Raw genomic sequence first — 13,895 nt, 5'->3', positions numbered from 1 at the left:
CTATCCACCCCCAATCGTGATCGATTTTTTCATTACGGTATTCACACCTCGTGCTATTGTATGAGCATCCATTTTGTAAGCCCCAACTTGGTCGAAAGATACTTGCATAGTGACAAGCCCTATCTTCATTAGTTTTCTACCAGGGACAATGCTATCCTCTCTGTTTCCCTGTTCCCAATACTCACCCCCTTAACCAATTGCCAGATGTAACGGTCACTTTCAATTGTTCATCAAGTGTAACCTCTCCATCTATATCATCTTTTCATACTTGATTTATTCTCCTTCTATCTATTGTTTATATGCATGGCTTAGTTTACATAAAAGAAGTGAAAAAACGATGAAGTACCTATGGCGATATTTTGAAATTTTTTATTCCGCATTAACGCGGAGTGTACACTATTCAATAAAATCAAAGCTCGAGCATTTATATTCGCCGATTTTAGTATTCTTTCTATTTTTTTCCCTACTTTTGTCTTCGAATACGCACTTTCTAAATCCCACACTACACAAACTACTAAGTTGAATAACACGACAAATATAGGTTACCCAACAATTCCCCTATTGTTTGTGTAGCTGCATTATGACTTAAGCTAGTAACATTGCCACATTTTTTGAAGCAGATTTCACAGATATATTGAGTTATGTAATGTGGTGATAAGCTATTTTCATACATAAAAAAGACCCACAACCAAAATTGGTTGAGAGTCTTTGAAATTTTGAAATTAACGTTTTGAGAACTGAGGTGCACGACGAGCGCCTTTAAGTCCTGGTTTTTTACGTTCTTTCATACGTGGGTCACGTGTTAAGAATCCTGCTGATTTCAATGCTGGACGGAAATCAGGGTCTACTGTAAGTAGTGCACGTGCAATACCATGACGGATTGCTCCTGCTTGACCTGTGAATCCACCACCATTAACGTTTACGTGTACATCGTAGCTACCTAGAGTTTGAGTAGTTACTAATGGTTGTTTAATAATTTCACGTAAAGTTTCGAATGGTACATAATCTTCTACGTCACGTTTGTTAATAACAATTTTGCCTTCGCCTGGTACTAAACGTACGCGTGCTACTGAACTTTTACGGCGACCAGTGCCGATATATTGAACTTGTGCCAAGTGTATGTCCTCCTCTTAATAATTATCCGCGAAGCTCATATGCTTCTGGTTTTTGTGCTGCATGTGGATGTTCTGCTCCAGCGTAAACGTTTAGTTTTGTAAACATTTGACGTCCTAAAGAGTTTTTAGGAAGCATCCCTTTGATAGCTAATTCAAGCATTTTAGTTGGGTACTTAGTACGCATTTCTAAAGCCGTACGTTGTTTAAGTCCACCAGAGAATTGAGTGTGACGGTAGTAAATTTTATCATTTAACTTGTTCCCAGTTAAATGAATTTTTTCTGCGTTGATGATGATCACGTGATCACCTGTGTCAACGTTTGGTGTAAATGTTGGTTTGTTTTTACCACGTAAAATAGCTGCAACTTCAGAAGCAAGACGACCAAGAGTTTGGCCTTCAGCGTCTACTACTAACCATTTACGTTCTACTTCGTGACCTTTAGCCATGAATGTTGTACGCATGTATTTTGTCCTCCTAATTCAATCATAATCGATCTAAAATTTTCTATATCCTCATACCAATAAGTTTCGGGGCTTATATTGTGGGGTTAATGAAAATACCATACATCATCATACCCCGGATATGCTATTTAGTCAAGCGTTTTCCGAAAAACACCTGGAGAGGTTGCTTCAATGAGAATACTCTACATTTTCCAGGTATAAACCGTGCGCTGGTGCGGTTTTCCCTGCCTGAGAACGATCACAAGACTCCACAATTCCTCGCAACTCGCCAACACTTTTTTTTCCGATTGCAATTTCCCACATAGTACCTGCAATAATACGAACCATATTATATAAAAAGCCATTTCCGTTAATCACCATGTGCAATTGGTTTGTTTCTTTTTTCAATTCCAATTCAATCGAATGAACAGTTCGTACAAAATCTTTCACACTTGTTTTAGAAGCACAGAAACTGGAGAAATCATGTGTTCCAAGTAGATAAACAGTCGATTCTTTCATTAATTCGATATTTGGCTTGTATCGATCTGCATGGACGGTATAATTCCTTTCAAAAGGACTATGAACTTGATCTAATGACCAAATATATCGATATGTTTTGCCCGTAGCATCATACCGTGCATGAAAATCATCTCTTACTTGCTCTACCGATAATATGCGTATGTCTCCTGGTAGCTGTACATTTAAAGCTGTTCTCCAATTTTCCATTGGTATTGTAAGAGGACTGTCAAAATGAATAACTTGTCCCGTTGCATGGACACCGGCATCCGTTCTTCCACTAGCAACTACTTTTACAATTTCTCCTTTGTGCATGGAACATAAAACATTTTCCAGCTCCAATTGTACAGTTCGTTTTCCTGGTTGAATTTGATACCCTGAAAAACTACTCCCATCATAACTAACGATTGCTTTTATTCTCATTACTGCACCTCGTTTTATTGCCTAAAATATACAAGAATTCCGGCTAGCACTACGAGAGAAAATATTATTATTGTATCTCGTGTTGCCCATTCTAATTTACGATATCGTGTTCTACCTTCTCCACCCTTATAGCCTCGTACTTCCATTGCTGTTGCTAAATCTTCCGCACGCTTAAAAGCACTTACAAATAAAGGAATGAGTAGGGGGACAATGGCATTCATTCTCTCTTTCAAATTACCTGTTGTCATATCAGATCCTCTTGCCATTTGAGCTTTCATAATTTTATCGGTTTCATCCATTAACGTAGGGATGAATCTTAACGATATAGACATCATTAGAGCTAATTCATGCACTGGAAGCCTCCATTTCTTCAATGGGTTTAATAATGACTCCAAAGCATCTGTAATCGAGATAGGGGTCGTAGTGAGCGTTAAAATCGATGTTAAAATAACTAGTACAAAAAAGCGGATGGAAATAAATATCCCCTGTCTCAATCCTTCTTCATAAATCGTTATAAACTTCCAATGAAAAACGATGTCGCCTTCTCGAGTAAATATTAAATGCAAGAAAAATGTAAAGATGATTAATATAACAACGGGCTTCAATCCGTTTATTAAAAAGTATAGTCTAATTTTTGACATGCGAATTATTAAAAAAGTAAATATCAGTAGAATAGCGTATGTAATCCAGTTGTTCGCTATAAAAACAATTGCTATAAATAAAAATACAAAAACCATTTTAGCTCGTGCATCTAGTCGGTGAATGAAAGAATCTCCAGGTATATACCTACCAAATATCATTTTTTCAAGCATTACGATTCACGCTCCTTATTAATAAGTTGCGCAAGCTCTGCTGCTAATGACTCTTCCGTTAAGCAAATAGTAGGTAGCTTCTTTCCAATCAATTGCTCTATCTTTTTTTGAAACTTAACGCTTTGTGGTAACTCTAATCGATAATCCTTTAGACGTTCTTCATTTTCGAAAATCGCTTGAGGAACTCCTTCTAAAACACATTTACCATTATGCATAATGGCAATACGGTCGGCGTATCTCGCAGCATCCTCCATACTATGTGTTACTAATACGGTTGTTAAGCCCTTCTCTTTATGAAGCTGATAAAATAAATCCATTATTTCTTTTCGTCCTCTTGGATCAAGTCCAGCAGTAGGTTCATCTAACACTAACACTTCGGGATTCATCGCAAGTACACCTGCTATAGCAACTCGTCGCATTTGCCCTCCCGATAAGTCGAACGGTGATTTCTCCATTACTTCCTCGGGAAGTCCAAGTAATTTTACTAAATTTATTGCACGGAGTCTTGCTTCCTCTTTTGGAACACCAAAGTTCATTGGACCAAACATAATATCTTTCAAAACCGTTTCCTCAAATAGTTGGTGCTCGGGAAATTGAAAAACAATTCCTACCTTTTGTCTTACTTTACGTAAATGACTATTCTTTTTATCAGCTTTAACTTCTACATCACCAATTTGGATGGAACCTTCCGAGGGTTTTAATAATGCATTTAAATGTTGTAAAATGGTGGATTTTCCCGAACCGGTATGTCCGATAATTGCTTGATAGCTTCCGGATGGGATATATAAATCAACATTATATAATGCTCGTTTTTCAAATGGTGTATTTTTTGCATAAGCATAACTTACTTGTTGAAGTGTGATGTCCATAAATCATTCACCAACTCTTCTTCTGACATATGATCTGCAACTAACGATACTCCCTGTAAACGCAATAAACGAGAAATATTCATTGCAAATGGCAAATCGAGTCCCAAGTCTACTAACTCTTGCCCTTTTTGAAATATTTCTTCTGGGGTACCTTCAGCATATTTTTTTCCATTATTCATCATAATTACTCGGTCTGCAAGCAATGCTTCTTCTAAATCATGAGTAATGGATATTACCGTTAAATCAGTCTCTTCTTTTAACTGTCGAACTGTAGCAAGTACTTCTTCTCTTCCTTGAGGATCTAGCATAGATGTGGCTTCATCCAATAATAATACTTTCGGTTTTAAGGCAATAGCCCCTGCTATTGCTACACGTTGCTTTTGCCCACCAGATAAATGATGTGGCTCACTATTCATAAAATCGATCATTTTTACTTTTACTAAAGACGCTTCTACTCGTTCCACCATTTCCTCAAAAGGGATCCCGTTATTTTCTAATGCGAACGCAACGTCATCTTGAACTGTTGCTCCTACAAATTGATTGTCTGGATTTTGAAACACCATACCCATTTGAGAACGTGTTTCCCATAAGTTAAGCTCATTTAACGATTCCCCAAAAACACGCACTTGTCCCGTCTGAGGAAATAGAAGACCATTCATTAATCGTGCAAGTGTCGATTTTCCAGATCCATTGTGCCCAACAATTGCTACCCATTCTCCCGCGTATATTGTATATGACACATCATCTATGGCTGGACGTACATTTTTATCATCTGTTTCTTTTGCATATGTAAAAGTTACTTCTTGTAAAGAAATAATTTCGCTTTTCATCCTTTACCTCCTCTGACTCATCTCAGCTGTTCTAAACTCTTGTTACCATTTTACGATAAAATAAAAAAGCGCGCACCTCATTTTGAGAAATGCGCTCTTCTATAACGTTTTCAAGATTGGCTGCTCAAGACCAATCAGAAAAATGAGGTGCGTAGAGCTAGACGAGACGCTACTTATTAATTACGCCTTGACGTAATTAAGTATCCAGATTTTGAATTATGTAGGCACAATTCAATCAGGTAAAAGTCCGCTCATCATAACACTCAGCTTTTATATTGTCGTATAAATCTAATAAATATGTTTGAAAAAAGAAGAGGGTGGTAGAAACACCAATCCCTCTCTTCAACTTTAAATATAAATCAAATTCGCTTTGCGTATTTTGTAAATACGCCAGCTAAATAAAATTATACTAACTCGATTACTACTACTGGTGCTCCGTCTCCACGACGAGGTCCAACTTTCATAATACGAGTATAACCGCCTTGACGTTCAGCATAGCGTGGTGCTACATCATCAAACAATTTTTGTAAAGCAAAAATTGTCGATTCATTACCTTCTTCATCAGTAGAAGTTACTACTTCACGACGAATGTAAGCAGCTGCTTGACGACGTGCGTGTAAATCTCCGCGTTTACCTAAAGTGATCATTTTTTCAACAACAGAACGTAATTCTTTTGCACGTGCTTCAGTAGTTTGAAGACGCTCATGAATGATTAAGTCAGTTGTTAAGTCACGTAACATCGCTTTACGTTGAGAACTTGTACGTCCAAGTTTTCTGTAACCCATGGATGTTTCCCTCCTTCGGTGAATAGTTCAAATCTAGCTATATCAAAATTCGCTTAGTCTTCTTTACGTAATCCTAAGCCAAGCTCATCTAACTTTGCTCTTACTTCTTCTAAAGATTTACGTCCAAGGTTTCTTACCTTCATCATATCGTCTTCTGATTTGCTAGCAAGCTCAAGTACTGTATTAATACCCGCACGTTTTAAGCAATTATAAGAACGAACAGAAAGATCAAGTTCTTCGATAGTCATCTCTAATACTTTTTCTTTTTGATCTTCTTCTTTTTCGACCATGATTTCAGCAGTTTTTGCCTCATCCGTCATCCCTACAAAAATATTTAAGTGCTCTGTTAGTATTTTTGCTCCAAGCGAAATCGCCTCTTTTGGACCGGTGCTGCCATCTGTCCACACATCAAGAGTTAATTTATCGTAGTTCGCCGATTGGCCAACACGAGTATTTTCCACTTGAAAATTAACGCGTGAAACTGGAGTATAAATAGAGTCGATCGGGATTACGCCGATAGGAAGATCCTCACGTTTGTTTTGATCAGCAGGAGTGTAGCCACGGCCTCGACCTGCGTACATACGCATACGGAAATGACCATTTTTGCCGATTGTTGCAATATAGAGTTCTGGGTTTAAAACCTCAACATCACTGTCATGAGTAATGTCAGCAGCTGTAACCGTTCCCTCTCCTTTTACATCAATCTCAATGACTTTTTCTTCATCAGAGTAGATTTTTAAAGCTAGTTTCTTCACATTCATAATTATTGATGCAACATCTTCCACTACGCCTTCAATAGTTGAAAACTCGTGTAAAACGCCATCAATTTGAATAGAAGTAACTGCAGCTCCTGGCAAAGAAGACAGAAGGATACGACGTAAAGAATTACCCAAAGTATTTCCATAGCCACGTTCCAGCGGTTCTACAACAAACTTACCAAACTTGGTATTTTCGTTGATTTCTACACTTTCAATCTTTGGTTTTTCAATTTCGATCATTCCAATTTACCCTCCCTCAAAACATCGAATGTATAGGTTCTTTCCATCATGAATTCGATCGTTTAACTGTTTGCTGTTTGCACAACCTCAGTCTGTACAATAAATGATGTTCTCAAACAATTATTTGAGTTTCACCTATTACACGCGACGACGTTTTGGTGGACGGCAACCATTATGTGGTACTGGTGTTACATCTTTAATAGCTGTAACTTCTAGACCTGCAGCTTGAAGTGCGCGGATAGCCGCTTCACGACCTGCACCAGGACCTTTAACTGTTACTTCTAATGTTTTTATGCCATGTTCCATGGAAGTTTTTGCAGCTGTTTCAGCAGCCATTTGTGCAGCGAATGGAGTAGATTTACGAGAACCTCTGAATCCAAGAGCTCCAGCACTTGACCAAGAAAGTGCATTACCTTGCATGTCCGTGATAGTCACAATTGTATTATTAAATGTTGAGCGGATGTGAGCAATACCGGATTCGATATTCTTTTTCACACGACGCTTACGTGTTTGTTGTTTACGTGCCATGTTAAGAAGAAACCTCCTTTACCGATTATTTTTTCTTGTTCGCAACTGTTTTACGAGGACCTTTACGAGTACGAGCATTGTTCTTCGTATTTTGTCCACGTACTGGTAAGCCGCGACGATGACGGATACCTCGGAATGAACCGATTTCCATCAAACGTTTGATGTTAAGTGATACTTCACGACGAAGGTCACCCTCTACTTTGTATACACCGATTTGTTCACGGATTTTGTTTAACTCGTCTTCTGTAAGATCGCGTACGCGAGTCTCTTCAGAAATACCAGCTTCTGCTAATACTTTTTGTGCAGTAGTTTTACCAATTCCGAAAATGTATGTTAATGAAATAACAACGCGTTTATCGCGTGGAATGTCAACACCAGCAATACGTGCCATATGTGTCGTGCACCTCCTTCTAATTAGCCTTGTCTTTGTTTGTGTTTAGGATTTTCACAGATTACCATAACTTTACCGCGTCGGCGAATAACCTTACATTTTTCGCAGATCGGTTTCACAGATGGTCTCACTTTCATCTAACCTAACCTCCTTAGTAGTCCGGAGTGCAAAAGATTATTTAAAACGGTACGTGATACGACCGCGTGTTAAATCGTAAGGAGATAGTTCAATTGTGACTTTATCTCCAGGTAAAATGCGTATAAAGTGCATGCGAATTTTACCCGATACATGCGCAAGTATTGTATGACCGTTTTCTAATTCTACCTTAAACATCGCGTTTGGCAAAGTCTCAACAACTGTTCCTTCGACTTCAATTACATCATCTTTCGCCATCAACCCTGTCTCCCTTCTATATACAAATCAGGTTCTCATCAAAATACAAACGTAATTTGCTGTTAGTATAGCCTCTAATGGAACGAAACTATTCGTTTCAAGCATATGTTTGGAAATCATGAGAGATGTTCGAAAGACACTCGTAAGGTTTCGCTTTTAGCAATCCACGGAGTAGACTGACTGGTAGAAACCTGTCTCCCTCATGTCAACATAATCGTACGAAAGTGTTGGATGAGTTCCATAGTACCCGTTCGTTACATAGATGCTTCCACGAAACCCATTATACCCCTTCAGAATCAGAAATGCACGTGGACTAGGGGGTCCTCGCTTTGATACATTTCTTTTCTTCCGTTCGTATACCGGGCGCAATATGCTTTTGCAGCTCTCGAAAAAAACATTTTCGTTCTTTGCATACTGCCCGGCAATTAGTCGTCTGCGACAGGCACCGGGCTAGATGCGGTTGCCCTGTAACAGAGCATCAAGATCAGCAAAAACTTTTGTAATTTCTTGCTGTCCATCTATATTTGATAAAATACCTTTGTTCTCATAAAAATCAAGCAAAGGTTGAGTTTGCTTCATATTTACTTCCAGACGGTTAGTCACCGTTTCGGGATTATCATCCGCTCTTTGATAAAGTTCTCCACCATCTTTATCACATACCCCATCTTTAGCAGGTGGGTTAAAGACTAAATGATAAGCAGTGCCACATTCTTTACAAATACGACGACCAGTTAGACGTTTAATCAATTCTTCTTGTTCAACTTGAATGTTCAACACATGCTCAATCGATTTCCCTAGATCCGCAAGTAGAGCATCTAGTGCTTCTGCTTGAGGAACTGTTCGTGGAAAACCATCAAGTAAGAATCCTTTTTCACAATCTGGTTTACTTAATCTTTCACGGACAATACCAATCGTTACTTCATCAGGTACTAATGCACCTTGATCCATAAACGATTTTGCTTTTAAACCAAGTTCCGTGCCATCTTTAATAGCTGCACGAAACATATCGCCTGTAGAAATATGAGGGATTGCGTACTTCTCAACAATTTTGTCAGCTTGAGTACCTTTTCCGGCACCTGGCAGACCCATTAAAACGATATTCATACGGAAATGCCCCCCCAGGACTATTTTGTAGATTTTTAGGAACTATTCTGTTCCTAAAAACCAACATTATTTCATAAAGCCTTTATAATGACGTTTAACTAATTGTGATTCCAGCTGTTTCATCGTTTCGAGTGCAACACCCACCACGATAAGTAAGCTTGTTCCGCCAATTTGTGCCGTTTGTGGAAGTCCCGCAAATTTGACAAACAATAAAGGCATAATCGCTATAAGCGCTAGGAATATTGAACCAACAAATGTTAACCGATATAATACGCTAGTTAAATAATTTTGTGTGTTAATTCCTGGACGAATCCCTGGAATATACGCACCTTGCTTTTTCAAATTGTCTGCCACATTCTCTGGATTCACTTGAATGAATGCATAGAAGTAAGTAAACGCAATGATTAGAGCAATATACAAAGTCATACCAATAGGTTGTGTGTAATTTAATGCATGCGTTATAAAATCAGTTACCTTATTTTGACCAAAAAATAAAACAATAGATTGTGGTGCCATAAGGAACGCAGATGCAAAAATTACTGGGATAACTCCCGCAGCATTTACTTTTAAAGGTAAGTGTGTTTGTTGGGCGCCTGTTTGAGCAGTACCAGCAACACGTTTCGCGTATTGAATCGGTATTTTACGCAACGCTTGTTGAACATAAATTACACCAACTGTTACAGCGATAATTGCCGCTAAAAGTAACACTAACACAATTATATTGATAAACAGTGCATCTCCAGCATCCTGAATTTGTGATGCATACATTTGGTTTACTGCATTTGGAATAGCAGCGGCAATACCGGCGAAGATAATAATAGAAATACCATTACCAACACCTTTTGCCGTAATTTGCTCACCTAACCACATTAGAAATGCGGTACCAGCAGTTAACACAATTGCAATTACAAGATAAGTCATGACGCCTTCGTTTTTTATTAAAGAACCGCTGAACATACGGTTAAATCCATATGACATTGCGATTGCTTGAATAAAAGCTAAGATGATGGTGAAGTAACGAGTGAATTGTGCAAGTTTACGTCTACCGACTTCCCCTTGTTTCGACCACTCTGTAAACTTCGGAACAACATCCATTTGTAATAACTGAACAATAATTGATGCAGTGATGTATGGCATAATTCCCATTGCTAGAATGGAGAATTTTTTTAATGCCCCACCACCGAATGTATTTAAAAATCCAATCACACCTAAGTGATCTGCTTGTTTTAATACAGTTGCATCAACATTCGGTACTGGTATATATGTACCAATACGGAAGACAATTAACATCAATAAAGTAAAAATGATTTTATTTCGAATATCTCGCACACGCATAAAGTTAGAGATTGTCTGAAACATTAAACCACCTCAGTTTGTCCGCCAGCGTTCTCAATTGCTTCTTTAGCTGACGCAGAGAATTTGTGAGCTTTTACAGTTAACTTCTTGTCAAGAGTTCCATTACCTAGAATCTTAATACCAGATTTTTCACTACTCACAACACCTGTTTCGATTAATAGAGCAGGTGTTATTTCTGTGCCTTCTTCGAAACGATTTAATGTGTCAAGGTTCACAATTGCAAACTCTTTACGGTTAATGTTCGTAAATCCACGTTTTGGTAAACGACGGAATAATGGGTTTTGACCGCCTTCAAATCCTGGACGAACCCCTCCGCCTGAACGAGCGTTTTGACCTTTATGACCTTTACCTGATGTTTTACCAGTACCAGAACCGATACCGCGTCCTATACGCTTACGTGAAGAACGTGATCCTTCTGATGGTTTTAACTCATGTAGTTTCATATGGTGGCACCTCCTTATTCTTAAATTAAACCTTAAATTTCTTTTATAGTTACCAAGTGAGCTACTTTGCCAACCATCCCGCGGATAGCAGCATTGTCTTGATGCTCAACTGATTGGTGTAATTTACGTAATCCAAGAGCTTCTGCAGTTTTGCGTTGATTTGGTTTAGTACCAATCAAGCTTTTAGTAAGGGTAATTTCTAATTTAGTTGCCATTGTAATTTCCCCCCTTATCCTAACAGTTCTTCTACTGATTTACCACGTAATTTAGCAACGTCCTCAGCACGTTTTAGTTGAGTTAGTCCTTGTACTGTAGCACGAACCATGTTGATAGGTGTGTTAGATCCAAGTGATTTAGATAGAATATCAGTGATACCAGCTAATTCTAGTACCGCACGAACCGGTCCACCAGCGATAACTCCTGTACCTGGTGCTGCAGGTTTAACTAGAATAGAACCAGCTCCGAAGCGTCCAATGACTTGGTGAGGAGTAGTTCCGCCAACTCTTGGTACTTCGATCAAGTTTTTCTTCGCATCTTCAACAGCTTTACGGATTGCATCTGGAACCTCTTGAGCTTTACCAGTACCAAATCCTACATGTCCGTTTTTGTCACCGACAACTACTAATGCAGTAAAACGGAAACGACGTCCACCTTTTACAACTTTAGCAACACGGTTAATCGTAACTACGCGTTCTTCAAGTTCAAGTTTGTTTGGGTCAATACCACGCATGAAATATGTCCCTCCTTCTTCTTAAAATTCTAAGCCGTTTTCACGTGCGGCTTCAGCTAATGCTTTAACACGTCCATGATATAAGTAACCGCCACGGTCGAATACAACAGATTTGATGTTTTTTTCAACAGCGCGTTTTGCGATTGTTTCACCAATTGATTTTGCAGCTTCAACATTTCCAGCTGTTCCATCAAAGTCTTTATCCATAGTAGACGCACTAACGATTGTTAGACCTTTTGAGTCATCGATAAGTTGCGCGTAAATATGTTTATTAGAACGGAATACATTTAAACGAGGACGTTCAGTAGTACCCGTGATTTTTGTACGAACACGTGCATGACGTTTTTTACGAACTTGATTTTTGTCTTGTTTCGTAATCACAGTGGTCACTCCTTTCTAATGCGAAATGCATTATTTACCTGTTTTACCTTCTTTGCGGCGTACAACTTCGCCTTCATAACGAATACCTTTACCTTTGTAAGGCTCTGGTGGACGAACTTGACGAATGTTAGATGCTAATGCACCAACGCGTTCTTTGTTAATACCGCGAACGATAATTTTTGTATTCGAAGGAACTTCAACTTCAATTCCATCTTCAGGAGTGAACTCAACTGGATGTGAGTACCCTACATTAAGTACAAGTTTAGTACCTTGTAGTTGTGCACGGTAACCTACCCCAACTAATTCAAGTCCACGTTCAAATCCTTGAGAAACACCAGTGATCATATTAGCTAATAGAGCACGTGTAGTTCCATGAATTGTGCGGTGGTCTTTTGACTCTGAAGGACGTACTAAAGTAATTACAGTACCTTCTTGCTCAATTTTAATATCTTGGTTAAAAGATCTTGTTAATTCACCTTTTGGTCCTTTAACTACTACTGTATTGTCTTCGTTAACAGTCACAGTAACGTTTGCAGGAACCTCAATTGGTTTTTTACCTACTCGAGACATTTTGTTGCACCTCCATTCGTTTGTTGATTATTACCAAACGTAAGCTACGATTTCTCCGCCAACTTGTTTAGCGCGAGCTTCTTTATCTGTTAATAAACCATTTGAAGTAGAAACTAAAGCAATTCCTAAACCATTTAATACTCTAGGCACTTCGTTTGTTTTTGCGTAAACGCGTAGACCAGGTTTTGAAATACGTTTCAAACCAGTAATAACGCGTTCGTCGTTTTGACCATATTTTAAGAAGATACGGATAATTCCTTGTTTGCTATCTTCTACATATTCAACGTCACGTACGAAACCTTCGCGTTTTAAAATTTCAGCGATTTCCTTTTTCAAGTTTGAAGCAGGAACTTCTAATTTCTCGTGACGAACCATGTTAGCATTACGAATGCGTGTAAGCATATCTGCAATTGGATCTGACATTGTCATTACATTTACCTCCTTCCCAGTTTAGGGGATTACCAGCTTGCTTTTTTAACGCCAGGAATTTGTCCCTTGTATGCAAGTTCACGGAAACAAATACGGCAAAGCTTAAATTTACGATATACAGAGTGCGGACGTCCACAGCGCTCACAGCGTGTGTATTCTTGCACTTGGAACTTTGGCGTACGTTGTTGTTTAACGATCATTGATTTTTTAGCCACGTTTTCGCCTCCCTTATTTTACTTTTGGAACGGCATACCGAATTGTGTTAATAACTCACGAGCTTCTTCGTCAGAGTTCGCAGTTGTTACAATTACGATGTCCATACCGCGTACTTTAGAAACTTTATCATAATCGATTTCAGGGAAGATTAATTGCTCTTTTACTCCAAGAGTGTAGTTACCACGTCCGTCAAATGCTTTTTTAGAAACACCGCGGAAGTCGCGTACACGTGGTAGTGAGATAGCAATTAATTTATCCAAGAAGTCATACATACGTTCTCCACGTAGTGTAACCTTTGCACCGATTGGCATTCCTTCACGAAGACGGAAACCAGCGATTGATTTTTTAGCTTTAGTAACTACAGGCTTTTGACCAGCGATGATTTGTAACTCTTCAACAGCAGCGTCAAGTGCTTTTGTATTTGATACAGCTTCACCCACACCCATGTTGATAACAATTTTATCAACTTTAGGTACTTGCATTACTGATTTATATTCAAACTTGCTCATTAGAGCAGGAGAAACTTCCTTAAGAAATTTTTCTTTTAGGCGGTTCATGTGTGTACCT

At 38.6% G+C, this 13,895-nt stretch carries 23 protein-coding genes; all 23 read right to left on the bottom strand.

Annotation, left to right across the window (positions count from 1 at the left end; genetic code table 11):
* A complete protein-coding gene (locus ACTSKG_RS13475) occupies positions 1-129 on the bottom strand; it encodes a hypothetical protein (protein WP_464755082.1) in 129 nt (42 codons plus the stop codon).
* A 593-nt stretch (positions 130-722) separates the two neighbouring features.
* Positions 723-1,115, bottom strand: coding sequence for a 30S ribosomal protein S9 (rpsI, locus tag ACTSKG_RS13470; protein WP_151701707.1), 393 nt, complete (start codon positions 1,113-1,115; stop codon positions 723-725).
* A 22-nt stretch (positions 1,116-1,137) separates the two neighbouring features.
* Positions 1,138-1,575, bottom strand: a complete 438-nt coding sequence (gene rplM, locus ACTSKG_RS13465) for a 50S ribosomal protein L13 (RefSeq protein WP_464755081.1) — start codon at positions 1,573-1,575, stop codon at positions 1,138-1,140.
* A gap of 168 nt (positions 1,576-1,743) precedes the next feature.
* On the bottom strand, positions 1,744-2,493 hold the full coding sequence (gene truA / locus ACTSKG_RS13460; RefSeq protein ID WP_464755080.1) for a tRNA pseudouridine(38-40) synthase TruA: 750 nt from the start codon (positions 2,491-2,493) through the stop codon (positions 1,744-1,746).
* Between the two features lie 14 nt (positions 2,494-2,507).
* Positions 2,508-3,305 (bottom strand): energy-coupling factor transporter transmembrane component T family protein, encoded by a 798-nt coding sequence (locus tag ACTSKG_RS13455; RefSeq protein ID WP_464755079.1) that lies wholly within the window; start codon positions 3,303-3,305, stop codon positions 2,508-2,510.
* Positions 3,305-4,174, bottom strand: a complete 870-nt coding sequence (locus tag ACTSKG_RS13450) for an energy-coupling factor ABC transporter ATP-binding protein (protein WP_464755078.1) — start codon at positions 4,172-4,174, stop codon at positions 3,305-3,307. The genes ACTSKG_RS13455 and ACTSKG_RS13450 overlap by 1 nt, the downstream gene beginning before the upstream one ends.
* A complete protein-coding gene (locus ACTSKG_RS13445; protein WP_464755077.1) occupies positions 4,150-5,004 on the bottom strand; it encodes an energy-coupling factor ABC transporter ATP-binding protein in 855 nt (284 codons plus the stop codon). Before ACTSKG_RS13445 ends, ACTSKG_RS13450 begins: the two co-directional genes overlap by 25 nt.
* 404 nt (positions 5,005-5,408) lie before the next feature.
* A complete protein-coding gene (rplQ, locus tag ACTSKG_RS13440; protein ID WP_464755076.1) occupies positions 5,409-5,789 on the bottom strand; it encodes a 50S ribosomal protein L17 in 381 nt (126 codons plus the stop codon).
* Between the two features lie 53 nt (positions 5,790-5,842).
* Positions 5,843-6,787 (bottom strand): DNA-directed RNA polymerase subunit alpha, encoded by a 945-nt coding sequence (locus ACTSKG_RS13435; RefSeq protein WP_464755075.1) that lies wholly within the window; start codon positions 6,785-6,787, stop codon positions 5,843-5,845.
* A 138-nt stretch (positions 6,788-6,925) separates the two neighbouring features.
* Positions 6,926-7,315, bottom strand: coding sequence for a 30S ribosomal protein S11 (gene rpsK / locus ACTSKG_RS13430; protein WP_090567882.1), 390 nt, complete (start codon positions 7,313-7,315; stop codon positions 6,926-6,928).
* Between the two features lie 25 nt (positions 7,316-7,340).
* On the bottom strand, positions 7,341-7,706 hold the full coding sequence (gene rpsM / locus ACTSKG_RS13425; protein WP_151701716.1) for a 30S ribosomal protein S13: 366 nt from the start codon (positions 7,704-7,706) through the stop codon (positions 7,341-7,343).
* A 23-nt stretch (positions 7,707-7,729) separates the two neighbouring features.
* Positions 7,730-7,843 carry a 50S ribosomal protein L36 gene (gene rpmJ, locus ACTSKG_RS13420; RefSeq protein WP_003247619.1) on the bottom strand — a complete coding sequence of 38 codons (114 nt, stop codon included), beginning with the start codon at positions 7,841-7,843 and terminating at the stop codon, positions 7,730-7,732.
* Positions 7,844-7,880: 37 nt separating this feature from the next.
* Positions 7,881-8,099, bottom strand: coding sequence for a translation initiation factor IF-1 (infA, locus tag ACTSKG_RS13415; RefSeq protein ID WP_016429904.1), 219 nt, complete (start codon positions 8,097-8,099; stop codon positions 7,881-7,883).
* A gap of 450 nt (positions 8,100-8,549) precedes the next feature.
* The gene (locus tag ACTSKG_RS13410; RefSeq protein ID WP_464755074.1) at positions 8,550-9,203 is read right to left on the bottom strand and encodes an adenylate kinase; all 654 of its coding nucleotides are present in this window, start codon (positions 9,201-9,203) and stop codon (positions 8,550-8,552) included.
* A gap of 66 nt (positions 9,204-9,269) precedes the next feature.
* Positions 9,270-10,562: a preprotein translocase subunit SecY gene (secY, locus tag ACTSKG_RS13405; protein WP_464755073.1), complete on the bottom strand. Its 1,293-nt coding sequence runs from the start codon at positions 10,560-10,562 to the stop codon at positions 9,270-9,272.
* A complete protein-coding gene (gene rplO, locus ACTSKG_RS13400) occupies positions 10,562-11,002 on the bottom strand; it encodes a 50S ribosomal protein L15 (protein ID WP_387584614.1) in 441 nt (146 codons plus the stop codon). The genes secY and rplO overlap by 1 nt, the downstream gene beginning before the upstream one ends.
* Positions 11,003-11,034: 32 nt before the next feature.
* Positions 11,035-11,217, bottom strand: coding sequence for a 50S ribosomal protein L30 (gene rpmD, locus ACTSKG_RS13395; RefSeq protein WP_387584612.1), 183 nt, complete (start codon positions 11,215-11,217; stop codon positions 11,035-11,037).
* A 14-nt stretch (positions 11,218-11,231) separates the two neighbouring features.
* The gene (rpsE, locus tag ACTSKG_RS13390) at positions 11,232-11,732 is read right to left on the bottom strand and encodes a 30S ribosomal protein S5 (protein ID WP_464755072.1); all 501 of its coding nucleotides are present in this window, start codon (positions 11,730-11,732) and stop codon (positions 11,232-11,234) included.
* Between the two features lie 21 nt (positions 11,733-11,753).
* Complete coding sequence (gene rplR / locus ACTSKG_RS13385) at positions 11,754-12,113, bottom strand: 50S ribosomal protein L18 (protein ID WP_387584610.1); 360 nt, start codon at positions 12,111-12,113, stop codon at positions 11,754-11,756.
* A 30-nt stretch (positions 12,114-12,143) separates the two neighbouring features.
* A complete protein-coding gene (rplF, locus tag ACTSKG_RS13380; RefSeq protein WP_464755071.1) occupies positions 12,144-12,683 on the bottom strand; it encodes a 50S ribosomal protein L6 in 540 nt (179 codons plus the stop codon).
* Between the two features lie 30 nt (positions 12,684-12,713).
* Positions 12,714-13,112 (bottom strand): 30S ribosomal protein S8, encoded by a 399-nt coding sequence (gene rpsH / locus ACTSKG_RS13375; protein ID WP_151701724.1) that lies wholly within the window; start codon positions 13,110-13,112, stop codon positions 12,714-12,716.
* A 29-nt stretch (positions 13,113-13,141) separates the two neighbouring features.
* A complete protein-coding gene (gene rpsN / locus ACTSKG_RS13370; RefSeq protein WP_387584608.1) occupies positions 13,142-13,327 on the bottom strand; it encodes a 30S ribosomal protein S14 in 186 nt (61 codons plus the stop codon).
* 18 nt (positions 13,328-13,345) lie between these two features.
* On the bottom strand, positions 13,346-13,885 hold the full coding sequence (gene rplE / locus ACTSKG_RS13365; RefSeq protein WP_387584607.1) for a 50S ribosomal protein L5: 540 nt from the start codon (positions 13,883-13,885) through the stop codon (positions 13,346-13,348).
* Between the last annotated feature and the right edge of the window lie 10 nt (positions 13,886-13,895).

The sequence above is a fragment of the Psychrobacillus syltrankelensis genome, from assembly GCF_055454035.1.
Note: the sequence above shows the minus strand (reverse complement) of the source record. Positions and strands in the feature narration are given on the sequence as shown.